The organism is Heliorestis convoluta, assembly GCF_009649955.1.
Lineage (GTDB): Bacteria > Bacillota > Desulfitobacteriia > Heliobacteriales > Heliobacteriaceae > Heliorestis > Heliorestis convoluta.
In genome coordinates, this window is the sequence record NZ_CP045875.1 from 517,791 (window position 1) to 542,163 (window position 24,373).

Genomic DNA, 24,373 nt, shown 5'->3' on the forward strand with positions numbered 1-24,373 from the left:
GATTCCCTTGGCTGCTGTCCGCTACGAACTAATTAAAGAATGTTCTCAAACCAAAGCTCGCGTGGGTCGACTACATACGCCCCACGGCACTTTTGAGACACCGATTTTCATGCCTGTGGGAACGCAGGGGACTGTCAAAACAATGACGCCAGAAGAAGTAAGAGACTTAGGTGCTGGTATTATCTTATCGAATACCTATCATCTCTATCTTCGTCCCGGTTCAGATCTTGTTCGAGAAGCCGGGGGATTGCATCGCTTTATGAACTGGCCGCACGGTATTCTAACAGACTCCGGAGGCTACCAAGTCTTCAGCTTAGGACCGCTGCGAAAAATCACAGAAGAAGGCGTAGAATTTAAAAGTCATATCGATGGATCCAAACATTTTTTCACACCGGAAAAATCAATTCAAATACAGATGGATCTAGGTGCCGACATTATTATGGCCTTTGACGAATGTCCTCCTCATCCTAGTGAATACGACTACGTCAAAAAATCACTGGAAATGACGACGCGCTGGGCCAAGCGATGTCAAGCAGCTCACACTCGAGAAGATCAAGCGCTCTTTGGAATCACCCAGGGTGGTATGTACGCTGACTTGCGTCGAGAAAGCGCAGCACGACTTGTGGAACTAGACTTTCCAGGATACGCCATTGGTGGTCTTAGTGTAGGTGAACCAAAACCACTGATGTACGAAATGCTTGAAGCCACAGTGCCTGAACTACCCAAAGAGAAAGCACGATATCTCATGGGTGTAGGAAGTCCTGATGCACTTTTAGAAGGCGTAGCTCGTGGCGTTGACATGTTTGACTGCGTCCTCCCAACGCGAGTGGCACGCAACGGTCTTGCTTTTACCACCCATGGCAAAGTCGTCATCCGCAACGCCCGGTATGCACGAGACTTTGAGCGGCTCGACCCTGAATGTGGTTGTTATACCTGTCAGAACTATAGTCGAGCCTATTTGCGACATCTTTACAAAGCAGAAGAAATCCTGGTCTATCGGCTCCTTACCATTCACAATTTACACATTCTCTTAAAAATGATGAAAGAAGCCAGAAAAGCCATTGAAGAAGATCGATTCCTGCAATTCAAAAGAGAATTTCTTGACAAATACGGGCAGGAAATGGATCATTCCTAGGCGAATAGATAAGGATGCATAAAAGTCTCAATGAAAAGTTTTCAATGAAGAAAGGGAGGTTTTTTTCTCATGGAGCAAGGTTGGTTTCTAGTATATATGGTGGCACTTTTTGCCCTTTTTTACTTTGTCGCCATAAGACCACAGATGAAAGCTCAAAAAGCCCATAAAGAACTGGTGTCAAGCCTCAAAGTAAGCAATAAAGTCGTGACTGCAGGCGGTCTGCATGGAACACTTACTTTTGTGGGTGAAGAAACTGTGATGATGGAAATCTCAGAAGGCGTCAATATAGAAGTTACCAAAACGGCCATCATTAAAAAAGCAGACTAATAACAACCTACGTTTCCAGAAAACCATTAGAACCCTAAGATAACAAAAAAATACAAAAAAGTTACCTATTGAGGCAGGAAATTGGAAATTTTAGTCGAAACATTTATGGTAACAACTTGGAACTTTTTGTATTTTGATGTTTTTTGTCATTTTACTAGACAAAGACAAAAAGCTTGTCTTAGGGGGAATGTGGAAAATGGATAGTCAATTGTTATTGCGTCGAATTCAGAGGAAACGGAAAGAACTAGAGCGTCTAGCCGGTAGAAAAGGAACTGATAAATTAACGACAGGCCTTATTTACCGTAAATCCTGTGAACTTGACGTACTAATCGTGCAATATATGAAGGAAAATCGACAATTAGAATTAGATTTTCCCGATTATTATCCTGTGCCGCTGGGAAGATAGATCTCAGCGGCTTTTTTTTATATTTTTTTGCTGCCAACAATCTTACAAGAGATGAAAGGACAGATTATAATCCAATGACCAAGTCAATCACTTTCGAACAAGTGCGAGACCATGCTGAAGTAAGAGCCTATATCGAAGCAGCTGATTTACATTTAAGTGCAATGGGATTTACCGAACACGGATTGCGCCACGCTGCCTTAGTAAGCAAAAATGCCGGTGCCATTTTACAACACTTCGGCTATGATCAAAAAGAGATTGAGCTCGCTCGCATTGCTGGCTTTATGCACGACATCGGCAACAGCGTAAGTCGTGAGAGTCATGGTCAAATTGGAGCTGTGCTTTCTCGTTTAATTCTAAAAGAACTTGGCGCTGATTACGCCGACATTGCTACAATCATGGCTGCCATCGGCAACCATGATGAATCAGTTGGTCACATTGTCAACGCGCCTTGCGCTGCTCTTGTATTGGCCGATAAAGGCGATGTGCACTTCAAAAGAGTACGAGAAAAAGACAAAGCAACTTTTGATATTCATGACCGTGTCAACTACGCTGTTCGTGAGTCTACCTTAGAAATGGGTAACAACACCCTTTCTCTGGTGTTAAAAATAGACTCTGAAATAAGTCCTCTTATGGATTACTTTGAAATCTTTTTGCCTCGAATGGTATTAAGCCGTCGAGCTGCCAATTACCTTGGTGCAGAGTTTCATCTAATTATCAATGGTACGCAACTTTTGTAATTAATCCCTATAGACCCTCTACTTTCGTTTGACAAGATTTGTGGAGAAAGAGTATAATTCGAGGTGACCTTATTACCTGTTAATGTGATACATTTTTTAAGCAATAATAAAATAGGGCAAGGAGGCAGCTATCACTATGAAAACACGCAATTTGTTGCAAATGATAGCTTTGCTCCTTCTGGTGGCCGTCTCAGCCGCTCTGAGTTATAACCCCATCCTGCAAGGGACCAAGTTGGGGTTAGACTTGCAGGGCGGCTTGCATGTTGTCTTGCAGGCTGTTGAAGGGCCTGAAGAAGGCGTCACCCAGCGGGAGATGGAACAGGTCAAAGCTATCATGGAGCAACGTATTAATGGCCTGGGTGTTGAGGAGCCACTGATTCAGATTCAAGGTCAAGATCGTCTTATTATTGAATTAGCTGGCATTGATGATCCCGATCGTGCCATTGAATTAATTGGACGAACGGCCATGCTGACCTTCCGAACAGAAGCAGGCGAAGTGGTTGTTGAAGGACAAGACTTACGACAAGCTCGTGAACAGATTGTGCCTGGTGGAACAGAAGCAATTGTTACGTTAAGCTTTAATCCTGAAGGTACAAGAAAGTTTGCTGAGGCAACGAGAGCCAATCTCAATCGCACCATAGGCATCTATTTAGATGACGATCTTTTGCAAAACCCTGTTGTTAGAAGTGTGATTGTCAATGGTGAAGCGCAAATTACAGGCTATGAATCCTTAGAAGAAGCCCGCCGAATTGCTCTTCTTCTGAACTCTGGTGCATTGCCTGTCAAGCTTGATATGATCGAGAAGCGTACGGTAGGACCTTCTCTTGGTGCTGATAGTTTAAGTAAAAGCCAGTCTGCTGCTTTAATTGGCCTAGGTCTGGTTATTGCTTTCATGATTCTTTATTACCGTGTCCCAGGATTTATCGCAACAGTTTCACTGGCTCTTTATGCGGTAATCGTCATGGGCATACTGGCCCTTTTAAACGCTACCTTAACGCTACCGGGCATCTTTGGTCTATTGCTTTCAGTCGGTATGGCCGTCGATGCGAACATTATTATTTATGAACGAATTAAAGAAGAGATCCGACAAGGAAAATCACTACGAGCTTCCATTGAAGGCGGATTTAATCGTGCTTTCCGTGCCATTTTAGACGCTAACGTAACAACACTGATCATTATCATTATTCTTTACTTCCTGACGAGTGGACTTATTCGTGGTTTTGCCATTACGCTTGGACTCGGTATCCTGGCGAGCATGTTCACAGCGATCACCTTTACAAGGTGGATGCTACGCTCTACGGCAGGGAGTGGACTTTTCAAAGATCTCAGGTACTACGGAGCGCAAGAAGGTCATCAGAACCTGGAGCGCTTTAGCCAGATTAACTTGATGGTAAAAAGAAAGACTTGGTATGGCTTTTCGGCACTTTTGATTGTTCCAGCTATTCTTTCTTTGTTGCTACAAGGTTTGAATTTTGGCATTGACTTTACAGGCGGCTCTATGATGCAAGTAAAGTTTGAAAGAGCTACTACAGTAGAAGAAGTCCGAACTGTCTTAGGTCAGCACGACTTGGCTACAGCAACGATCCAGGAATCGAATGACAATGATTTCATTATTCGGACGAAAGTACTAGAACATGAAGAGAGAATAGAAGTTTTGAATTCCTTGCGAAGTCAGATCGCACCTCTAGAAGTACAGCGTGATGAACTTGTTGGGCCTGTGATCGGAAAAGAATTGGCCATCAACGCGCTATTGGCTCTTGCAGCCGCGGCAGTCTTCATGATTGGCTATATCACGATACGCTTTGAATTCAAGTTTGCTGTTGCCGCCATATCGGCTCTTTTGCATGACGTGCTCATCGTCGTCGGTATCTTCTCTCTCTTCCAGATAGAAGTAACGACAGCTTTTGTAGCGGCCATCTTGACTGTAATCGGTTATTCTATCAACGATACGATTATTATCTTTGACCGCATCCGAGAAAACTATGGCAAGATGAAGAAGAAAGGCGATATTGAAGAAATGGTCAACCGCTCCCTCTGGGAGACCATGACTCGCTCTGTCAATACGGCCTTAACAGTCATCTTTGTACTGGTCGCCCTACTCTTCTGGGGTGGTGAGACGACAAAAGATCTGGCGCTGGCCATCTTAATTGGTGTTACCGTCGGTGTCTACTCCTCTATCTTCCATGCGAGCCCTATCTGGCTTGATTTGAAGATCTGGGAAAAAGCACAACGACGCAAAAGAAATACAAATACAGAAGCCGCATAAGAACGGATACTTTAAAGCACTCTGACAATTCGGCAGAGTGCTTTTTCTATACTTATCCTTTTCTATACTTATAATGTGATACAATAAATTGCTGTATCCCGATCAACGGCAAGGTACAAATTGCATAGAAGTATATGACCTAGCAAAAGATGGAACAATGGCTAATAAAGAGCTTTTACTCGGATCCAAAGCTCTTTTTTCACCAATACTGCAGGATTTCCAGCCCATAAAATAGAAAAAGTGAAAAGTTTTTTTCTTAAACAGGCATCGCAAGAAACATAGATAACCCTTGCGATGGGAGGTGAAAAGATGCAGGCAACCCTGGAGCAAATTATCGAGCGCATAGAAAGCTACACCAACAAAGAGGCGGACTTACAGTTTATCCGCCGAGCCCACCAGTATGCTGAAGAAGCCCATACGGGACAGTTCCGGAAATCTGGGGAACCATACATCTTTCATCCCATGGCTGTGGCATATATACTGGCTGACTTAGAGCTAGACGTCCCTACCATTGCGGCAGGCCTTCTTCATGACGTTGTAGAAGATACACCCATAACACTAGAAGAATTGGAAAAGGAATTTGGTGCGGAAGTCGCATTGCTCGTCGACGGTGTTACGAAGCTTAGCCGTCTTGAGTTTCGTTCTAAGCAGGAGCAACAAGTTGAAAGTTTGCGCAAAATGTTCTTAGCCATGGCCAAAGATATTCGTGTTATTTTGATCAAGCTGGCCGATCGACTTCATAATATGAGAACGCTTCGTCACCAGCGGCCAGAAAAACAGCGCGAGATTGCCGTTGAAACAATAGAACTTTTTGCACCACTGGCGAACCGGCTTGGTATTTCAAGAATCAAGTGGGAATTAGAAGATCTATCCCTTCGATATTTAGAGCCTGAAACATATTACGATCTCGTGCAAAGAATTGCTGTGAAAAGGCAAGAGCGAGAAGCACGTATCAATGAAATTATCGCCATCTTACGAGAAAAGTTAGAAGATGTGGGCATAGAAGCAGATATCTCAGGTCGACCAAAGCATTTTTACTCCATTTACAAAAAGATGGTTAATCAAAAAAAAGACCTATCGGAAATTTACGATCTGATTGCTGTTCGTGTTACCGTAGATAACCTGAAAGATTGCTATGGAGCTCTGGGTATCATTCATACAATCTGGAAGCCCATTCCTATGCGTTTCAAAGACTACATTGCTACACCGAAAACGAACATGTATCAATCCCTTCATACAACTTTACTTGGTCCTATGGGTGAGCCTTTTGAAGTGCAGATTCGCACCTGGGAAATGCATCGAACTGCTGAATATGGCATTGCTGCCCACTGGAAATACAAAGAAAAAAGCAAAGTCCAGGGCAGAAACTTTGAAGAAAAGCTAGCCTGGCTTCGACAATTGTTGGAGTGGCAGTCTGATCAAGGCGATCCCCAAAATTTTATGGAATCGCTAAAAATTGAATTTTTCTCGGACGCTGTTTTTGTATTTACACCAAAAGGCGATGTAGTTGAGTTACCGGCGGGCTCAACGCCTATTGACTTCGCCTATCGTATTCACTCTAACGTAGGACATCGTTGTATGGGCTGTAAAGTCAATGGACGTATTGTGCCACTTGATTACAAGTTATCAACCGGTGAGATTGTCGATATTCTCACAAAAACAACAGCAGGTCCTTCTAGAGATTGGCTTAACGTTGTTAAGACAGCAACCGCTCGCAACCGCATTCGTCAGTGGTTCAAAAAAGAAAAGCGCGAAGAATTTGTAGAACGGGGTAAAGAAGCGCTAGAACGAGAGATCAAAAAGCTTCACATTGATCTGGTCGAAGCGTTGAAAACAGATCGACTCAATGAGATAGGCAAACGTTTTAACTTACAAGGTGCCGAAGACGTCTTTTTTGCCATTGGAGATGGCGCTCTTACGACCAATCAGGTTCTTATGCGCATTAAAGAAGAGCTGAAAAAAGAGAAAAAGTACGAAGAAAATATAGCACCTCCACCGGAAGTAAAGCCTTTCTCTGGTTTTGGGAAGCCTTCACAAGGTGTGCGTATGCGTGGTGTAGACAATGTACTAATCCGCTTTTCCCGTTGTTGCAACCCTTTACCCGGTGATGATATCGTTGGCTATATCACCAAAGGAAGAGGTGTGTCCATTCACCGCAGTGACTGCGTCAACTTGGTTCACATGCCACCGGAAGATAAAGAACGAATGGTAGAAGTCGCCTGGGACAAACAATCACCAACAACCTATCAGGTTGAAATCGAAGTTACGGCCCTCGATCGAGAACGCCTAACGACCGATGTTATGCTTGCTGTTTCCGATTCTAAAACAACGATCAATTCTATTTACTCACGAGCTACAAAAAATAAAATGGCTTTGATCAATATGGTTGTTGAGATTAGAGACTTAGGTCATCTGAATTTCCTTTTTGAAAAAATCAGCAAGATCAAAGATGTGCTTGATGTTCGTCGTCTTACACCCGGTATAAGTAATAAACCGGAAAAAGGCAAAGGGCAGCTTTCGAGCTAGAGAACTTGGTAATAAAAGATATAAACCTTAGGCATTATGCAAGGAGGAAAACCTTGAGAGCTGTTATCCAGAGAGTTACAGCCGGTCAAGTTACCGTAGACAAAGAAGTAATAGGCACCATTGAGAAAGGTCTTGTTGTCCTCCTGGCAGTCGGTCAAGAAGACAGTTCCGAAGATGTTCGTTATATGGCAGAAAAAATTGCCAATCTACGTATTTTTGAAGACGAAGCTAGCAAAATGAATCGTTCGGTGATTGATGCAGAAGGAAAAATTCTTCTGGTTAGCCAATTCACTTTGTACGGCGATTGCCGCAAAGGTCGTCGTCCCAGTTTTATGGAAGCAGCCAGCCCTGATCAAGCCCTTGCTTTATTTGGACAAGTAAAAGAAAAGCTAGAAGCCTATGGTCTTACTGTTGAGACAGGCCGTTTTCAAGCCTCTATGGTCGTCCAACTTAGCAATGACGGCCCTGTTACGATGCTGTTAGACTCCAAGAAAACTTTTTAGATCCTTTGATATCGATATCCATGAAAGATAGGATAGCAATGATAGGCGAAATGATATCAAGATATGGAGCTTCCAAAATGAGGGGAAAGCAAAAGAAGGAGGTTTCTCATACCTATGATTATAAAGACACTTGAAACAGGCATGCTCGGTGCTAACTGTTATCTTGTCGTTTGTCCAGAAACAGGGCAGGGCGCAATTATCGATCCTGGCGATGAAGCAGAAAAAATTATGCAACTGGTGCAAAAGGAAAAAGCCCAAGTTGTAGCCATCATTAACACCCATGGCCATGGTGACCACATTGGTGCCAACGGTGGCGTTCAAAAGGCTACCCAAGCTCCGATTCTCTGTCACGCCGATGAGGCGGCAATGCTCACTTCAGCAGCGAAAAATCTTTCTCAATATTTTACGCAACCCATCGTTAGCCCCGCTCCAGAACGGTTGCTTCAAGATGGCGATACTATTTCCGTAGGAAATCTTACTCTAGAAGTGCTACACACACCAGGTCATACTGTGGGTGGCATCTGTCTGAAAGGGCCTAGCGTTGTTTTTACAGGCGATACCTTATTCTCTGGCTCTATCGGAAGGACCGACTTCCCCAATGGATCGTACAGTACCTTAATCCAATCAATTCAAGAAAAGCTCCTAACATTGCCTGATCAGACTGTCGTCTACCCAGGTCATGGCCCTGCATCGACCATAGAAAGAGAGCGTAGAGAAAATCCATTTTTAATGGGAGGGTAAGGAATGGACGTGCACTTGCGGGGGGTACCGAGCCGTTACGGGATAACCTTGCAAGAGATCCTATGGCTGTTCTTCCCAGAAGGACAAATCAAAGCAGAAGCAGATCAAGAGCCCTCCATTAGAGAAAATAAAAAAACAGAAGAAAAAGAGTCTTCTAAAGTAACAAAAGAAGTCGAAGAAGCCTCGATTGAAATTACCTATTGTCAAGAAGAAAAGCAGTTCCTGGTAGAATGTCGATTTGTAAAAGCAGGCCGAGAGGGAAGGGGCCAAGCGAGTACGTCCTATAGCAATACAACAGGCCCAACCAATGGGTCTTGTCGAAAAGAACCTATCCCTATTGATGAAAACCTTCGCCGGCGACTTACCAAGCTTGCCTTGTTACGAAGCCTAGAATCCTATACAGGAAGACCGGCCAATCCTTGGGGAACCCTAACAGGGGTAAGACCAACCAAAATTGTGCACCGCAGTCTTGACAAAGGCCATCCCATCAACGCCATCTATGAAGAATTAGAAAGCGATTATGCAGTGAGTCAAGAAAAGTCTCAATTGCTCGTAGAAGTTGCTCAACGACAACGCCCTTTTTTCTTAACAAAGCCACAGGAATTTCATAAAGTAAGTGTGTATATTGGCATTCCTTTTTGCCCGACTCGTTGCCTTTACTGCTCTTTTCCCAGTTATGATCTGAAGCGATACGGTGCTTGGATAGTCCCTGTTATGACAGCTTTACAACAAGAAATTGTAGACCTAGGGAAAATATTAAAAGCAAAGGGGCAGGAAGTTCAGACCATCTACATTGGTGGCGGAACGCCAACTGCTTTATCAGCAACACAGCTTGATGGACTTCTGCAAGGGGTCGTAGAACACATCTACTCTTCTCAGACTGTTGAATTCACTGTAGAAGGTGGGCGACCTGATACGCTCGATCGAGAGAAAATGAAAATCATGCGTAATCATGGTGTCAATCGCTTGAGCATCAATCCGCAGTCTATGAACAACGATACATTACGTCGTATTGGTCGTTGCCACTGTGCAGCCGACGTAATTGAAATGGTTAATTTAGCTCGTGACATCGGTTTTCCGATTATCAACATGGATCTCATTCTCGGTCTGCCTGGTGAAACAGTCGCCTCGGTAGAGCGCACCATGAATCGAATCGGCTGGCTCAAGCCTGAAAATGTGACCATTCATACAATGGCTTTCAAAAGAGCGTCTCGCCTCACAACGGAGAAAGAACAATGGAATTTGCCACCTGTTGATGAAGTAACAGCCATGCTCGCTTTAGCCCAGCGAAAAGCAAGCGCCAAAGGGCTCAAGCCCTATTACCTGTACCGACAAAAAAGAATCCTTGCCAACCTCGAAAACATCGGCTATGCTATCTCCGGCAAGGAATGCATTTACAACATCCAGGTTATGGAAGAGAGGCAAACCATTTGGGGACTTGGCGTTGGTGCTTCTACCAAAATTATTGAACCGCCGGAAGGTAGGGTGCTTCAAAGCTGGCATAACCCCAAAGATCCTCAAAACTATGTGGAGCGTATAGACGAAATCATCGAACGCAAAAGTAACAAAGTGGAGGGAATCTAGACATGCTAACCAGCGCTCCGCGAGGAACGAAAGACAATTTACCAGCGCAGACGCGGCATTGGCACAAAATTGAGAAAGTTATCGACCAGATTTGTAAAGAATATGGTTACGAAGAAATACGTACGCCCATCTTCGAACATAGCGAAGTCTTTCATCGTGGCGTCGGTGACAGCACCGATATTGTTCAGAAAGAGACTTACGACTTCACAGACCGGGGAGGGCGAGAGCTTACGCTGCGCCCTGAAGGAACAGCACCTACAGTGCGGGCTTTACTAGAACATAAACTTTATGCAGGCCCCCAGCCTGTCAAAGTCTACTACCAGGGACCGATGTTTCGTTTTGGCCGTCCTCAAAAAGGTCGGCTTCGTCAGTTTCACCAATTTGGCATTGAAGTTTTTGGAGCCACCACAGCGCAGGTTGATGGAGAAGTGATAGCCATGGCCATGGATTTTTATCAACGCCTAGGCTTACAAAATATTGAACTGTTGCTCAACTCCATCGGTTGTCCCCATTGTCGTCCTCAACACCGAGAAGCGCTACAACAATTTTTAGAACCCAAAAAAGAGCAAATGTGCGGCGACTGCCAGAGCCGTTATGACAAAAATCCCATGCGCATCTTAGACTGCAAAGAGGAAAAATGTCAGAACCTATCAGAAGAAGCACCAACCACTGTAGGCTATCTCTGTGATGACTGCAAAAACCACTTCGACGAAGTAAAAGAATTACTAGATGCCGCTGGTGTAGTTTATAAGCTCGATGAGCGGCTCGTTCGAGGGTTGGACTACTATACACGCACAGCCTTTGAAATTGTCTCAAAAGATATAGGTGCCCAATCTTCCATCGGCGGTGGTGGTCGCTACGATCACCTCGTAGAAACCCTAGGCGGCCCTCCCGTTCCAGGTATGGGCTTTGGCTTAGGCCTAGAAAGACTGTTGCTCACCATGGAAGAACAAGGCCTTCTCGATACGGAAAAAGGCGAACAGCGGCACCTCTTTATTGCGCCCGTCGGTGCAGGTACCAAAGCCGTTGCTTTTGGACTGATGCAAACACTGCGCCAAAAAGGTCTCTCCGTTGAAATGGATTATCAAGATCGGTCCTTGAAGGCACAGCTCAAAACAGCCTCGAATCGCTTTCAAACCCCCTATGTCCTTATTGTCGGTGAAGGTGAGCTTGAAAAAGGCGAAGTAACCTTGCGCTTAATGGACAAAGGAAGTCAGGAGAAGATACCGCTCCACGAAGCACCAGAACGTGTATGGGAGCTTATAGCCGCTGATACCCCCCCTAGCTAATCAGCACAATGCTTCACCTAGCTAGTTAAATAAGCAAGAACACAATGGAAAGGACTAAGAACCAATGTCACAACAAAGCATCACAGAGTTAAAACGAAGCCATCACTGCGGTGAACTCCGCGGCACCCACCAAAACCAACAAGTAACTCTTATGGGCTGGGTTCAACGCAGGAGAGATCACGGTGGCCTTATATTCGTTGATTTGCGCGACCGTTCTGGTCTTGTACAAGTCGTTTTCAGCCCGGAAGTGAATCAAGAAGCTTTTCGCCTGGCCGAAAGCGTACGGAACGAGTATGTATTGGCTCTAACCGGTGAAGTGATCAGCCGTCCGGAAGGCACAGTGAACGAAAATCTTCCTACCGGTGAAATAGAAGTATACGCACGACAACTGCAGATTCTGAACAGCGCCAAGACACCACCTTTTTATATTGAAGATAACGTCGATGTTGATGAACTGGTACGACTCAAATACCGCTATCTGGACTTGCGTCGACCTGAAATGCAGAGTAACATTGTTGTTCGTCATAAAACTACAAAAGCCATGCGTGACTTTTTGGATCGAGAGGGATTCCTCGAAATCGAAACGCCCATGTTAACGCGATCTACACCGGAAGGCGCTCGTGACTACCTCGTACCAAGCCGCGTTCATCCGGGCGAGTTTTTTGCTTTGCCACAATCTCCGCAGCTTTATAAGCAAATTCTGATGGTCGCTGGTATGGAGCGTTACTTCCAAATTGTGCGTTGCTTCCGTGATGAAGATTTGCGAGCAGACCGCCAGCCTGAATTTACCCAGTTGGACATAGAAATGTCATTTATGGACATGGATCAGATCCTTTCCTTAATGGAAGAAATGGTGTCCCACGTCTTCTTAGAAGCGACAGGAGAGCCGATCACAACACCTTTCCAAAGAATTACGTACCAAGAAGCAATGGAACGTTATGGATCGGACAAGCCTGACTTGCGCTTTGGCCTAGAGCTGGTTAACGTAACGGAACTGGTGCAGGAAGTAGAATTCAAAGTATTTGCTTCTGTTGTAAAAGGTGGCGGGCAAGTTAAAAGCATCAATGCTAAAGGGTGTGCCCATTTTTCAAGAAAAGAAATAGATGAACTAACCAAGTTTGCAGCCATCTATGGCGCCAAAGGCCTTGCTTATATTCAGATGACGGAAGAAGGCCCCAAATCACCGATTGCCAAATTCTTCAAGGAAGAGCAGCTTGCGTCTGTCCTCGAAGCTGTTAAGGCAGAGCAAGGTGACCTTATCCTCTTTGTAGCCGACAAGCCCTCCGTTGTCGCCGCAGCCCTTGGTAACTTACGCCTAGAATTGGCTGAACGATTAGGGCTCATCGACGAAAAAGCGCAAAAATTTGCTTGGGTTGTTGACTTCCCTCTTCTTGAATACGACGAGGAAGAGAAGCGATATATTGCCATCCATCACCCCTTCACAGCTCCGAAAGAAGAAGATATAGCGCTGCTAGAACAAGATCCTGCGAAAGTGCGAGCCAAAGCCTACGATCTCGTTTTAAACGGTGTAGAAATCGGCGGTGGATCCTTACGGATATATCAGCGTGAGATTCAGGAGAAAATGTTTGCTCTTCTTGGCCTTACGGAAGAAGAAAGCAAAGAAAAATTCGGCTTCCTACTTGAAGCTTTTGAATATGGAACACCGCCCCACGGTGGTATTGCTTTTGGTCTAGATCGTATGGTCATGCTGATGACGGGACGAGATACAATTCGTGATGTCATCGCTTTCCCCAAGACACAATCGGCTTCTGATATTATGGTAGAGGGACCTTCGACGGTTACAACAAAGCAATTAAAAGAATTGCATATAAAAATCGATTTGCCATCGAAAAAAGGCAGGTAAAGCGAATAAAGCCATGAAACAACATCTATTTTCCAGAAGCGAACTTCTTCTAGGACCAGAAGGTCTAGCCACCTTAGCCCAGTCTAGGGTGGCTATCTTCGGTCTTGGTGGTGTTGGATCCTACACAGCGGAAGCCCTAGCTCGAAGTGGTGTCGGTCACCTTGTTCTAATTGACCATGACGATATTTGTCTTACCAATATCAACAGGCAACTTCACGCTCTTCACTCAACTGTTGGACGCCCGAAGATTGAAGTGATGGCAGAACGGCTGCGAGACATCCATCCCAAAATCGAACTCACCCTCTATCGACGCTTTTATGGTGTAGAAGAAGGCGAAGAAATTATCAACGAAGGACTCCACTATGTCGTCGATGCCATTGACACAGTAAAAGGTAAAATACAGATTATAGAAAAAGCCAAAGCGAAGGATATACCCGTTATATCAGCTCTCGGGGCTGGTAATAAATTAGATCCAACCAAACTACAAGTCACAGATATTTATCAAACATCGATGGATCCACTGGCCAAAGTGATGCGTAAAGAACTGCGACGTCGAGGTATTAAAGACCTAAAAGTGGTATATTCTACAGAAAAACCACTGAAACCACGTGGCGAAGGGGCTTGCGTCAGCCAATGTATCTGCCCCAATCCTGAAGAGCCTTATGGCGCTACGTGCCTCAACAAAAGACAGATTCCAGGAAGCATCTCCTTTGTGCCTTCTGTAGCGGGTCTCTTCATGGCTTCTGTTGTTGTAAGAGACTTGTTGACAATTGCCAATAAGCCCAATATAATATAAATAAATACCCCGTATGGGTATAAGGACGGGGGTGCCTGCACTGGATTGTACACATTCTAAAGAAGCTTTAATCCGACGCCTCAAAAAGATTGAGGGTCAGGTTAAAGGAATACAGAAAATGATTAATGACGACAAAGGATGCCTCGACCTACTTGTTCAAGTTGCTGCTGCTAGGGCAGCCATCAATCGTGTTGGCACGCTCATAATCATGAACCACACGCGCAAATGTTTGTCTGAAGTACCGCTTACAGATGAACAAGAAAAAGCTGTGGAAGAGTTGGTAGACGTGTTGGCCAAATTCACCAAATAGAAGATACCAAATTGTGTGAAGGAGATGGATTTTCATGGCGAGTGAAAAAGTTGTAACCCTAACAGATGGTAACTTTCGGTCTACGGTACTAGAAGCTGACAAACCTGTTCTGGTAGACTTCTGGGCAGCTTGGTGCGGACCTTGCAAAATGATTGCACCGGTTATCGACGAATTGGCCAATGACTTTGATGGCAAAGCTATTATCGGCAAAGTAAATGTTGACGATAACCGCCAGACTGCATCTGAATACGGAATTATGTCAATTCCTACATTGCTACTTTTCAAAAACGGTCAAGTGGTTGACAAAGCTGTAGGCTTTAAAGCCAAAGCAGATCTAGCCAAACTGATAAATAGCCATCTATAAAAACAAAAACTACAAAGGTAAAAAAGCTGGTTACTATAACCAGCTTTTTTTATTTGCTTGACAGTGCTTGGCCTATACGAAGATAATATTCATAAATAAGTTTTTTAGGTAGAGCTTATGAAGCAGCTAATAAGCTATATTATCTACAAAAAAGCTAGACCGAAAGAGGTGTGGCTTCGAAAAAATGACGATTTATCACGAATTTTTATTAAGACAGCTTGATTACCTGCACTTTGTTAGTGGCCTAACTTTTATCATACTGGCTTTTACAGCCTATCTTCTAGCAAAGATACGATATCGCAATCTGAATTGGTTTTACTTCGCCCTATTTGGCGTCTTTTTTGGCATCAAAATTTGGCTAGAACTGCTTGTAGATGCAACGTATTTACCTCATGAAAGTATTCTATTTTTTGAGCATCTCTTACTATTCTCAGCCCTTTTGTTCTTGTTGGAATTTGGTCGTTCGGGAACAAAGCGCAAAGATGTTAGCATCAACAAGCTAGCCCCTTGGATGCATATTTTGATTGTAATGACCATGATCATCGGCTTTGCAAACCTAGAATCTCCTTATCTTTACGTTACTCGCATGATCATTGGCTTGGTGGCAGGTTTATGGGTGACGTGGGCGCTCTATAGCACTGTCTATTTAGAAAAAGAACGTCGCAATCCAAATGCGAACCGATACATCGTAATTGCTTCTATCTTGATGCTGATTCTATCATTTATTGTAGCAGTTCCCTGCCAAAACCATGAAAATATCGTTTATTGGCCCTTTGAAGTGGCCTATATACTGCTTGGTGTTGCTTTAACCTTATCTCTTTGGACGAGTCGTCATATCACCCCTTCTTTTGAGACAGAAGGAATCCAAGAAGATCATAAAAGCTACTTTGTTCTTGCTGTTTTACTCGTTGCTAGTTTACTTTCTTTTGGCTGGATATGGACAGAAATGGTGGGTAGAGAAGCAGAGGAAAAGCAAAAACAATATCTCATGAATAGAGCTGTTACGATTGGGGCGACTGTTAATACAGAAAAACTTATAAGCCTTACAGGTACAAGCGCTGATTATAAAAGTGAGAGCTATCAAGCTTTGCTTGTAACGCTACGAAAAATTTTAGCTGTCAATCCTGATATTCGCTTTATTTATCTGATGAAACTCTATGGTGAAGATCTTATTTTTCTTGTTGATGCTGAGCCGAAAGACTCTCCTGATTACTCAGCGCCTGGTAAAGTCTACGTAGAAGCTTCTGATTACGCAAAGGATGTTTTCCACACGAGCAATCCTTTTTTTGAAGGGCCTGTATTAGATTCTTATGGCGAGTGGTTTTACTGTAGCGCACCGATTACTGATCCTGTGAGTGGTCAAGTACTTGCAACGATCGGCCTTGATGTAGAAGCCCAAGATTGGGCTATTATAATCAAGAAAGAGCGATTGGGCGCTATTTTAATTGTACTTTTTCTAACGTTGCTTCTCATTATCTACTTTGTATTTTTGTACTTAACGAAAGAGACAGCCGTTCGATTTATCGCTTCTGAAAGGCGTTTTATGACGATTTTTGAAAACGCGCCTGAAGCAATTTATCTTATTGAGCCTCACAGTCTCCGGATTGTAGCGGCAAATCGTTATATGCGTCAATGGTTGGGTTATGATGAGAAAGAGCTACTACAGATGACCCTTTACGGTCTAAAAAAGGCAGAAAGAAACAGCTTACCCAGTCCCTTCCCAGTAGAAATAATGCAGAATAAAGAAGAAAAGTATATTAAAAAAGATGGCACAGCTGTCGATGTAGAAATCACTTCAACGAATTTTCGATTCCAAGAGCAACAAACGATCTTGCTTTTCGTTCGAGACATTACCGAACGAAAGAGAGAAGAAATGAAAGCAGAAATGCTTCGAAAAATAGACCGACAGGTTTTAGAAGGAAAATCGTTAGGAGCTATACTACAAAGTGCCTGCCAGAGCATCATTACTCTTTTTGGTTACCCCCATGTAACGATTCAAATTGACAATGCGCTTCACTTCTTGGAGCCTCAAGCTACTGCTGAGAAGCGAGTTGCGCAAACAGTTACAAGGGAGGGCCGTGAACAGGAGAATAATCAAGAGGAACAGGAAGAACGTCACTATCCCTATCGTTTAACCATCCCTTTGTCGGTGCAGGAGCGTAGAATTGGAGTCCTTCAGATCAGCGGCTATAGGCAAGAGCTTTTCAAAAGACCGCAAATCAAGCCATTAGAAGATTTTGCACAACGCGTTTCTTTTACTCTTTTGTCAGCCTTGCGACAATTACAATTGCAATTACAAGGCCAAGCGCTAGCGACAGCGGCCAATGCCATCGTTATCACCGATTGCTATGGTGTGGTTCAATGGGTCAATCCCGCTGTATGCAACCTTACAGGTTATAGTTTCGAAGAAATGGTAGGTCAAAATATTAATATTTTACGGTCCGGAGAGCAGGGGCAAGCTTTTTACGCTGAAATGTGGAAAGCTATTTCACAAGGCCAGGTTTGGCAAGGTGAACTGATCAACCGTCGCCAAGACGGCAGCTTGTTTACCGTAGAAATGACCATTACACCTGTTCAAGATAAAAAAGGCCAAAATATTCATTACATTGCAATCAAACAAGATGTAACGAAACGAAAAGAGCAAGAAGTACAGTTATTAGAAGCCAAAAAAGCAGCAGAAGAAGGCAATAAAGCGAAGAGCGAATTTCTAGCCAATATGAGCCACGAGATACGAACACCCCTGCATGGCATTATTGGTATGACGGAAATACTTTTAGAACGAAATATAGACAAAGAAGAAAAAGAATTAATCCGTATTATAGCCAAGTCAGGGCAGAACTTGTTGAGCATTGTAAATGCCATTCTAGATTTCTCCAAAATCGAAGCTGGCAAAATGGAAATGGAAGATGTAGTTTTTGATATAAGAGAAATCGTAAAAGGCGCTGTTGAAATACTACAGCTTAATGCTGACATGAAGAATCTAGCACTTCAATGTACCATTCATCCAAGTACGCCATCGCTGTTGAAAGGCGATCCTGGTAAACTTCGTCAAATTCTATTGAACCTTCTAAGCAATGCTATTAAATTCACAGAAAAAGGGCATGTGCATATTACAGTCCAGCCAATGTTCAAAGAGCAAGAGAAAATACAATTGCGTTTTGAAGTCAGCGATACAGGCATTGGCATAGCAGATATAGTGAAGGAAAAGCTCTTTTTGCCTTTTACACAAGCCGATGGTTCTACGACGCGAAAATACGGTGGAACCGGTTTAGGTTTGTCAATTAGTAAAAACCTCGTTGAGCTTATGGGCGGGGAAATCGATGTAAAAAGCAATCCCGATCACGGAACTACTTTCTGGTTTACCCTACCTTTTCAAATACAAGAAAAGGAAGTTGTCAAAGCTCTTCATTTTGACAAAGAAATAGTCGTTAGTAGAGCTGAAGTGCAAAATCAAAGCCAAAAGCAAGAATCAAACAAAGTAGAAGCAATCGATGTAGATGTTGAAATCCTATTGGTAGAAGACAACCCCGTAAATCAACGATTGGCTGTATTGCAATTGAAGAAGTTAGGTTACAAAACGAAAGCTGTTAACAACGGCAAAGAAGCTATAGAAGCAGTTCTAGAGAAAGAGTTCCGATTGATCTTAATGGATTGTCAGATGCCTGTTATGGATGGCTTTGAAGCGACTCGAACGATTCGAGAACTTGACGATCCTAAACGCAGTCAAATACCCATTGTCGCTATGACAGCCCATGCCATTGAAGGCTATCGCGATCAATGTTTGCAAGCTGGGATGAATGACTATATCAGCAAGCCTGTAGTAATTACAAAACTTCAAGAGATCGTAGAGAGACTCTTAAAAAACTCTTAACCTTCCATTTCTTGTTCAAATCGTTAGGAGCGGGTTCCCTTGGACGTAAGTACAAAGCTAAAAATATTATCAGCCGCTGCCAAATATGATGTATCCTGTTCGTCCTCTGGTGGCAAGCGACAAAGCAAAAAAGGTATGATAGGCGATACAGCGGCTAGTGGCATCTGCCACAGTTGGACCGATGATGGCCGCTGTGTATCCCTGTTAAAGATCCTCTTTTCAAATATTTGTTGCTATGATTGTGCTTTTTGCGTCAACAGAATCTCAAATGATGTTCCGAGAGCTGCTTTTACCCCAGAAGAAGTTGCTGACTTGACGATTAACTTTTATCGCCGTAACTATATTGAAGGTCTTTTTCTTAGTTCAGCTGTTGATCAAAGTCCAGATCACACCATGGAGCAATTGGTCAAAGCAATCGGCTTGCTTCGCCATACCTATCGCTTTAACGGCTATATCCACTTGAAAGCCATTCCAGGTGCCAACAATCTCTTAATTCAGCAAGCAGGGGAGCTCGTTGATCGAATGAGCGTCAACATTGAGCTCCCTTCCTCGGAAGGGCTACGCATGTTAGCTCCGCAGAAGAAAAAAGAATCTATTCTAAAACCAATGGGGCAGATCAGCACAGCTATCGTAGAAAGAAAAGAAGAAAGGCGCAAATTTCGACGACTGCCTACTTTCGTACCAGCAGGACAAAGCACACAACTTATTGTTGGCGCAACGGCTGATACAGACCTACACATTTTCAAACTAGCAGAAGGACTTTATAAAAAATTTCGCCTGAAGAGAGTCTACTACTCCGCTTATGTACCGATCTCTAGCGATCCAAAGCTGCCCGCGCTACTGCAACCACCGCTGCTTCGAGAACATAGAATTTACCAGGCCGATTGGCTTCTTCGCTACTACGGTTTTCAAGCTGATGAAATTGTCGATCAACACAATCCGAACCTAGATCTAGAGCTAGACCCCAAAAGCGCCTGGGCGCTGCGCAATATTCACTTTTTCCCTGTCGAAATCAACAATGCCGACTACCAAAGCCTCCTGCGGGTTCCTGGTATCGGTGTTACATCGGCACGCCGCATTCTTTATGCTCGACGAGTGCGATCGATCCAATGGGAAGATCTCACTCGCATTGGCATTGTCTTAAAAAGAGCCCGTTACTTTATCACATGCAACGGACGCTACTATGGACAGATCAATTTTGATAGCAATGCCGGCAATGCCATTCGTAAAAATCTTCTTGAGCCAACGAAAGGAAAGGTTCAAAAAGACTACGAACAGCTTTCACTTTTCTCTTAAACATCTCATTGAGGTATTTTTTGTTTTTGAGCTTATTACCCCTTTGACTTTCTCCAAAAGCCATGATACACTAGCACCAAGAAATCCTACTTGTTTGGTAGGGATTGCTCTCGCGGAACATAATATATACAATCGTCTCGCGAAGGAAGTGCATCGATGAAGCTATCTACCAAAGGACAATACGGGGTGCGAGCCATGTTTGAGCTGGCCCTTCAATATGGTCAAGGTCCTGTATCGTTAAAGCTTGTAGCGGAACGGCAAGATATCTCCGAACACTATTTAGAACAAATCATTGCCCTTTTGCGTAAAGCAGGTCTTGTCAACAGCATTCGAGGTGCCCAGGGTGGCTACGTGCTCGCTAGAGAGCCCGCTGCCATTAGTATCGGAGATATTATTCGCGTCTTAGAAGGGCCTGTAGCGCCTGTCGAATGTGTCAACGATGAAAGCTCCGATCGCTGTATCCGTGCTGAACAATGTGTTTCCAAAATGGTCTGGGCCAAAGTAAAGAACTCTATCGAACAGGTCATTGACTCTATTACTTTAGCTGACATGTGTGAAGAAGCTGAAAAAGCTCGTTTTGAGCAAGGCAACTTCATGTATCACATCTAAAAAAGACTGTCAACAGAGGAGAGAATTCCCATGCAACCTGTCTACATGGATCATGGAGCTACCACACCGGTTCATCCAGAAGTCGTAGAAGCAATGGTTAAGGCCATGCAAGCAAACTTCGGCAACCCTTCTAGCGTCCATGCCTTTGGCCGAGCAGCGAAAGCGCTTCTCGAAGAAGCCAGAGTAAGCGTAGCGGCACTAATGGGAGCGAGCCCGGAACAGATTATTTTTACCAGCGGCGGTACAGAAGCTGATAATATAGCGATCTTCGGAGCAGCTCGCGGCATGCGCCAAAAAGGCAAAGGCAATCATATCATTACTTCAGCGGTAGAACATCATGCAGTTTTAGATGCTTGTAAAGCTCTTGAAAAAGAAGGCTTTGAAGTGACTGTTTTACCAGTTGATGAGCATGGCCAAGTTCATGTAGAAGAACTTGAAAAAGCCCTTCGTGATGACACCATTTTAGTAACCATTATGCATGCTAACAATGAAGTGGGTACGATTCAGCCGATTAAAGAACTGGCTCGCCTGACCAAAGCTCGAGGCGCTGTCTTTCATACCGATGCAGTACAATCTTTTGGTAAAATCCCTGTTGATGTAAATGATCTTGGTGTCGATCTTCTTTCTGCATCGGCCCATAAAATTTACGGTCCGAAAGGTGTTGGCTGTTTGTATGTTGCTAGAGGCGTAAAGCTTACTCCCATTGGCTATGGTGGGAGTCAAGAAAAGCGTCGTCGCCCTGGAACAGAGAACTTGCCTGGGATTGTCGGTTTTGGCAAAGCCGCTGCCATTGCAGCTGTGGAAATTGAAGAAGAAGGGACTCGTCTTCGTCGTTATCGTGATCGACTCATTGAAGGTTTAACAGCGCTGCCTCATGTGAAGCTAAATGGTCACCCTACAAACAGATTGCCTCAAAATGTGAACGTCTCTTTCCAATTTATTGAAGGTGAATCACTGCTACTCATGCTGGACATGAAAAGGATTGCGGCCTCGTCAGGTTCAGCCTGCACATCGGGCTCTTTAGACCCTTCTCATGTATTGCTTGCGATGGGTCTCAGTCATGAAATTGCTCATGGTTCTCTTCGTCTTACCTTAGGAAGAGGGAACACAGAAGAAGAGATTGATTATATATTAAATACATTGCCCGAAATCGTAGAACGTTTGCGTGCTATGTCACCTCTCTACGAAGGCAAGGAGGTTGTAATGTCATGTACACAGAGAAGGTAATGGATCACTTTGCCAATCCGCGCAATGTAGGAGAAATCGAAAAAGCCAGCGGTGTGGGAGAAGTTGGCAACGCCAGCTGTGGCGATATCATGCGTATTTCTATCCAGGTAGAAGATAACATCATTAAAGACATTAAGTTCAAAACCTTTGGCTGTGGAGCTGCCATTGCTACAAGCTCCATCTGTACAGAACTCGTGAAAGGCAAGAGCATTGATGAAGCACTCGCCTTAACGAACCAAGCAGTTGCTGACGCTCTTGGTGGCTTGCCGCCTGCTAAAATGCACTGCAGCAATTTAGCGGCTGAGGCACTGCACGAAGCGATTGCTGATTACAAAGCAAAGCAAGAAGGATAATAGGTTTGCATTTTTACTAGGACCTGGGAAGGAAATTGCCTTTCCAGGTTTCTGTATAAAATTAACAATTTAGACCATAATGATGAGAACACTAGAATAGCAAAAAGAGGCGAAGCCTGTGCAAAAAAAAGAAACAGTTGTAGTTGCAATGAGCGGTGGTGTAGATTCGTCCGTCACCGCCGCTCTTTTGTTAGAGCAAGGATATGATTGTATTGGTGTCACCTTGCAGATCTGGCCTGTTGATGCACCGGAAGGCGCTGATGGCGGCTGCTGTTCTCTCTCAGCCGTAGAAGATGCGCGCCGTGTGGCGGCCCAACTTGGCATACCCCATTATGTCATGAATTTCCGTGACTACTTTGAAAAAGAAGTGATCGATTATTTTGGAGAAGAGTATCTCGCGGGTCGTACACCCAACCCGTGCATTCGCTGTAACAGAGTGATTAAGTTCGAGGGCTTGCTAGAAAAAACCCTTGCCATTGGCGCTGACAAAATCGCGACAGGCCATTATGGCCAGATCGTCTACGATGAAAGTAGAAGCCGTTATCGTCTAGGCAAAGGCAAGGACAATCACAAAGACCAGTCATACGCTCTATACAATATGACCCAATATCAATTGGCGAGAACTCTTTTTCCTGTCGGCACTTTTACGAAGCCAGAAATCCGAGAAAAAGCGAAAGCTTTAGGCCTCGGCATAGCATCGAAACCAGATAGCCAAGAGATTTGCTTCATTCCTGACAACAATTATCGAAATTTTCTTCAAGAGCGCTATCCTGATGAGAAATTTCCCCCAGGGCCTTTCTTGAACCTAGAAGGACAAGTAATCGGACAACACCAGGGTCTGCCCCTATACACAGTCGGTCAACGCAAAGGGTTAGGATTGGCTTTAGGCTACCCGGCCTATGTTGTCGCTTTAGACGTAGAAAAAAATAGCGTAATTATTGGTGTCGATCAGGACGTATTCAGTCAAAAGCTACTTGCTCATGATCTCAACTGGATTGACATAGAGAGACTGGAAGAGCCCTTAGAAGTAGAAGCTAAGATTCGCTATGCCGCTCCACCAGCCAAGGCGCTGCTCATACCAGAATCCCCAGATCGAGTGATCGTCCAATTTGAGAAGCCGCAAAGAGCCATCACACCAGGACAAGCTGTTGTCTTTTATCAAGGGGAATGGGTTGTCGGTGGTGGAACGATTGTGAAGAATCTCGATTTGTAGACAAGATAGATAGACATCAAAGTATTTCTACCCACCAGGACCCATGAAAGTAACAAGGAAAGGTGAAGTATAGAGAAGCCTCAAAAGGTCAAAACTAGATCATGGAATCAATAAACATACTTCCACATCATAAGGAGCCTGTGCTTGAAGTACGTAATAAAGGAATAAAGCATGCTTAAAGGTAGAGATCTTCTACAAAGAACGATTATTCACTCTTCTACAGGAAAAAGCCTTGGTCGGATCACAGACTTGTATCTAGAACCCAAGCAGGGAATTATCAAAGGCATTGCCGTTGAAACTGTCCAAGACCATAGCATCAAAAAACTCTCTTGGGAAAAACTCCATGTAGATGACGAGGAATTTCAGCTGCATGACGAAACGATAGAAGATGAAGTGATGATTCAGAACGAAGAACTCCTAGAAGAACAAAGCCAAGTTCTTCGTATTGCCGATCTGGCAGGTCACAAGGTTACAACAGAAAATGGCAAGACCTTAGGAGAAGTGGGAGATATTATTTTTGATCCAGAACAGGGTTCCATTATAGCGTTAGAAGTATCAGATGGACTATTTCAAGACTTACTTACAGGCCGACTCCAGTTGCCTTGGTCCGATGTTGTTCAGTGTAGCGCTCAGACCGTTACTGTATCGAACAACTGGCAAGATGCCTGGTAAGCACTTGAGTTTTTGCCATCGAAAAAATCCATGATCATAGTGAATCGCCTTGGACGAAGGAGGCCCTTTCCATGAATTGTCCTGTATGCGGAGGAAAACAAGTTGGCAAAGTAGGTGTTACCCAGTTTTACTGCTGGAACTGCTACATCGAATTTAACGATCGCAAAGAAATATTTGAAGTCGCCGAAGATGGAACATTGATGGCCTTTGAAGACGACTTCTTTGACCCCATTGCCGAACCAGAACTGTCGCCCCAAGCGGGTGCCTAAAGCCCGGCATCAGTG

The 24,373-nt window shown here is 44.0% G+C and carries 22 protein-coding genes; all 22 read left to right on the forward strand.

Features of this window, described 5'->3' with window-relative positions; genetic code table 11:
- Positions 1-7 precede the first annotated feature (7 nt).
- The 22 genes from tgt to FTV88_RS02415 all read left to right on the forward strand — a co-directional run bounded on the left by tgt (position 8) and on the right by FTV88_RS02415 (position 24,358).
- On the forward strand, positions 8-1,135 hold the full coding sequence (tgt, locus tag FTV88_RS02310) for a tRNA guanosine(34) transglycosylase Tgt (RefSeq protein WP_153724215.1): 1,128 nt from the start codon (positions 8-10) through the stop codon (positions 1,133-1,135).
- A gap of 69 nt (positions 1,136-1,204) precedes the next feature.
- Positions 1,205-1,462, forward strand: coding sequence for a preprotein translocase subunit YajC (gene yajC, locus FTV88_RS02315; protein ID WP_153724216.1), 258 nt, complete (start codon positions 1,205-1,207; stop codon positions 1,460-1,462).
- Positions 1,463-1,658: 196 nt separating this feature from the next.
- Positions 1,659-1,868 (forward strand): aspartyl-phosphate phosphatase Spo0E family protein, encoded by a 210-nt coding sequence (locus FTV88_RS02320; protein WP_162007861.1) that lies wholly within the window; start codon positions 1,659-1,661, stop codon positions 1,866-1,868.
- Between the two features lie 74 nt (positions 1,869-1,942).
- Positions 1,943-2,605 carry an HD domain-containing protein gene (locus FTV88_RS02325; protein ID WP_153724218.1) on the forward strand — a complete coding sequence of 221 codons (663 nt, stop codon included), beginning with the start codon at positions 1,943-1,945 and terminating at the stop codon, positions 2,603-2,605.
- A 136-nt stretch (positions 2,606-2,741) separates the two neighbouring features.
- On the forward strand, positions 2,742-4,871 hold the full coding sequence (secD, locus tag FTV88_RS02330; protein WP_153724219.1) for a protein translocase subunit SecD: 2,130 nt from the start codon (positions 2,742-2,744) through the stop codon (positions 4,869-4,871).
- A gap of 309 nt (positions 4,872-5,180) precedes the next feature.
- Positions 5,181-7,397, forward strand: coding sequence for a RelA/SpoT family protein (locus FTV88_RS02335; RefSeq protein ID WP_279236942.1), 2,217 nt, complete (start codon positions 5,181-5,183; stop codon positions 7,395-7,397).
- A 53-nt stretch (positions 7,398-7,450) separates the two neighbouring features.
- Positions 7,451-7,900, forward strand: a complete 450-nt coding sequence (gene dtd, locus FTV88_RS02340; RefSeq protein WP_153724221.1) for a D-aminoacyl-tRNA deacylase — start codon at positions 7,451-7,453, stop codon at positions 7,898-7,900.
- Between the two features lie 114 nt (positions 7,901-8,014).
- A complete protein-coding gene (locus FTV88_RS02345) occupies positions 8,015-8,641 on the forward strand; it encodes an MBL fold metallo-hydrolase (RefSeq protein WP_153724222.1) in 627 nt (208 codons plus the stop codon).
- Between the two features lie 3 nt (positions 8,642-8,644).
- Entirely contained in the window at positions 8,645-10,225 is a 1,581-nt protein-coding gene (gene hemZ, locus FTV88_RS02350; protein WP_153724223.1) for a coproporphyrinogen dehydrogenase HemZ, read from the forward strand.
- Positions 10,226-10,227: 2 nt separating this feature from the next.
- Positions 10,228-11,514, forward strand: a complete 1,287-nt coding sequence (gene hisS, locus FTV88_RS02355) for a histidine--tRNA ligase (RefSeq protein ID WP_153724224.1) — start codon at positions 10,228-10,230, stop codon at positions 11,512-11,514.
- A gap of 64 nt (positions 11,515-11,578) precedes the next feature.
- Positions 11,579-13,378: an aspartate--tRNA ligase gene (gene aspS / locus FTV88_RS02360; protein ID WP_153724225.1), complete on the forward strand. Its 1,800-nt coding sequence runs from the start codon at positions 11,579-11,581 to the stop codon at positions 13,376-13,378.
- A gap of 13 nt (positions 13,379-13,391) precedes the next feature.
- Positions 13,392-14,174 carry a tRNA threonylcarbamoyladenosine dehydratase gene (locus tag FTV88_RS02365; protein WP_153724226.1) on the forward strand — a complete coding sequence of 261 codons (783 nt, stop codon included), beginning with the start codon at positions 13,392-13,394 and terminating at the stop codon, positions 14,172-14,174.
- 13 nt (positions 14,175-14,187) lie between these two features.
- Positions 14,188-14,484 carry a metal-sensitive transcriptional regulator gene (locus tag FTV88_RS15980; RefSeq protein WP_153724227.1) on the forward strand — a complete coding sequence of 99 codons (297 nt, stop codon included), beginning with the start codon at positions 14,188-14,190 and terminating at the stop codon, positions 14,482-14,484.
- Positions 14,485-14,518: 34 nt separating this feature from the next.
- Positions 14,519-14,848: a thioredoxin gene (trxA, locus tag FTV88_RS02375; RefSeq protein WP_153724228.1), complete on the forward strand. Its 330-nt coding sequence runs from the start codon at positions 14,519-14,521 to the stop codon at positions 14,846-14,848.
- A 184-nt stretch (positions 14,849-15,032) separates the two neighbouring features.
- On the forward strand, positions 15,033-18,719 hold the full coding sequence (locus FTV88_RS02380; protein WP_153724229.1) for a PAS domain S-box protein: 3,687 nt from the start codon (positions 15,033-15,035) through the stop codon (positions 18,717-18,719).
- A gap of 39 nt (positions 18,720-18,758) precedes the next feature.
- Entirely contained in the window at positions 18,759-20,015 is a 1,257-nt protein-coding gene (locus FTV88_RS02385; RefSeq protein ID WP_153724230.1) for a putative DNA modification/repair radical SAM protein, read from the forward strand.
- A gap of 156 nt (positions 20,016-20,171) precedes the next feature.
- Positions 20,172-20,624, forward strand: coding sequence for an RrF2 family transcriptional regulator (locus tag FTV88_RS02390; RefSeq protein ID WP_153724231.1), 453 nt, complete (start codon positions 20,172-20,174; stop codon positions 20,622-20,624).
- A 30-nt stretch (positions 20,625-20,654) separates the two neighbouring features.
- Positions 20,655-21,851: a cysteine desulfurase NifS gene (gene nifS / locus FTV88_RS02395; protein ID WP_153724232.1), complete on the forward strand. Its 1,197-nt coding sequence runs from the start codon at positions 20,655-20,657 to the stop codon at positions 21,849-21,851.
- Positions 21,833-22,204, forward strand: coding sequence for a Fe-S cluster assembly scaffold protein NifU (gene nifU / locus FTV88_RS02400; RefSeq protein ID WP_153724233.1), 372 nt, complete (start codon positions 21,833-21,835; stop codon positions 22,202-22,204). Before nifS ends, nifU begins: the two co-directional genes overlap by 19 nt.
- Positions 22,205-22,322: 118 nt before the next feature.
- Positions 22,323-23,417 (forward strand): tRNA 2-thiouridine(34) synthase MnmA, encoded by a 1,095-nt coding sequence (mnmA, locus tag FTV88_RS02405; protein WP_279236943.1) that lies wholly within the window; start codon positions 22,323-22,325, stop codon positions 23,415-23,417.
- 171 nt (positions 23,418-23,588) lie between these two features.
- A complete protein-coding gene (locus FTV88_RS02410; protein ID WP_153724234.1) occupies positions 23,589-24,089 on the forward strand; it encodes a PRC-barrel domain-containing protein in 501 nt (166 codons plus the stop codon).
- A 71-nt stretch (positions 24,090-24,160) separates the two neighbouring features.
- Complete coding sequence (locus tag FTV88_RS02415) at positions 24,161-24,358, forward strand: YrzR-like zinc ribbon domain (protein WP_153724235.1); 198 nt, start codon at positions 24,161-24,163, stop codon at positions 24,356-24,358.
- The last annotated feature ends 15 nt before the right edge of the window (positions 24,359-24,373 follow it).

Coding starts and splice junctions, on each gene's coding strand:
- FTV88_RS02415 (WP_153724235.1), top strand. CDS start 24,161: ATGAATTGTCCTGTATGCGGAGGAAAACAAGTTGGCAAAGTAGGTGTT.
- FTV88_RS02325 (WP_153724218.1), top strand. CDS start 1,943: ATGACCAAGTCAATCACTTTCGAACAAGTGCGAGACCATGCTGAAGTA.
- FTV88_RS02365 (WP_153724226.1), top strand. CDS start 13,392: ATGAAACAACATCTATTTTCCAGAAGCGAACTTCTTCTAGGACCAGAA.
- FTV88_RS02410 (WP_153724234.1), top strand. CDS start 23,589: ATGCTTAAAGGTAGAGATCTTCTACAAAGAACGATTATTCACTCTTCT.
- nifS (WP_153724232.1), top strand. CDS start 20,655: ATGCAACCTGTCTACATGGATCATGGAGCTACCACACCGGTTCATCCA.
- nifU (WP_153724233.1), top strand. CDS start 21,833: ATGTACACAGAGAAGGTAATGGATCACTTTGCCAATCCGCGCAATGTA.
- FTV88_RS15980 (WP_153724227.1), top strand. CDS start 14,188: ATGGGTATAAGGACGGGGGTGCCTGCACTGGATTGTACACATTCTAAA.
- hemZ (WP_153724223.1), top strand. CDS start 8,645: ATGGACGTGCACTTGCGGGGGGTACCGAGCCGTTACGGGATAACCTTG.
- yajC (WP_153724216.1), top strand. CDS start 1,205: ATGGAGCAAGGTTGGTTTCTAGTATATATGGTGGCACTTTTTGCCCTT.
- hisS (WP_153724224.1), top strand. CDS start 10,228: ATGCTAACCAGCGCTCCGCGAGGAACGAAAGACAATTTACCAGCGCAG.
- trxA (WP_153724228.1), top strand. CDS start 14,519: ATGGCGAGTGAAAAAGTTGTAACCCTAACAGATGGTAACTTTCGGTCT.
- FTV88_RS02390 (WP_153724231.1), top strand. CDS start 20,172: ATGAAGCTATCTACCAAAGGACAATACGGGGTGCGAGCCATGTTTGAG.
- FTV88_RS02320 (WP_162007861.1), top strand. CDS start 1,659: ATGGATAGTCAATTGTTATTGCGTCGAATTCAGAGGAAACGGAAAGAA.
- FTV88_RS02345 (WP_153724222.1), top strand. CDS start 8,015: ATGATTATAAAGACACTTGAAACAGGCATGCTCGGTGCTAACTGTTAT.
- FTV88_RS02335 (WP_279236942.1), top strand. CDS start 5,181: ATGCAGGCAACCCTGGAGCAAATTATCGAGCGCATAGAAAGCTACACC.
- FTV88_RS02380 (WP_153724229.1), top strand. CDS start 15,033: ATGACGATTTATCACGAATTTTTATTAAGACAGCTTGATTACCTGCAC.
- aspS (WP_153724225.1), top strand. CDS start 11,579: ATGTCACAACAAAGCATCACAGAGTTAAAACGAAGCCATCACTGCGGT.
- secD (WP_153724219.1), top strand. CDS start 2,742: ATGAAAACACGCAATTTGTTGCAAATGATAGCTTTGCTCCTTCTGGTG.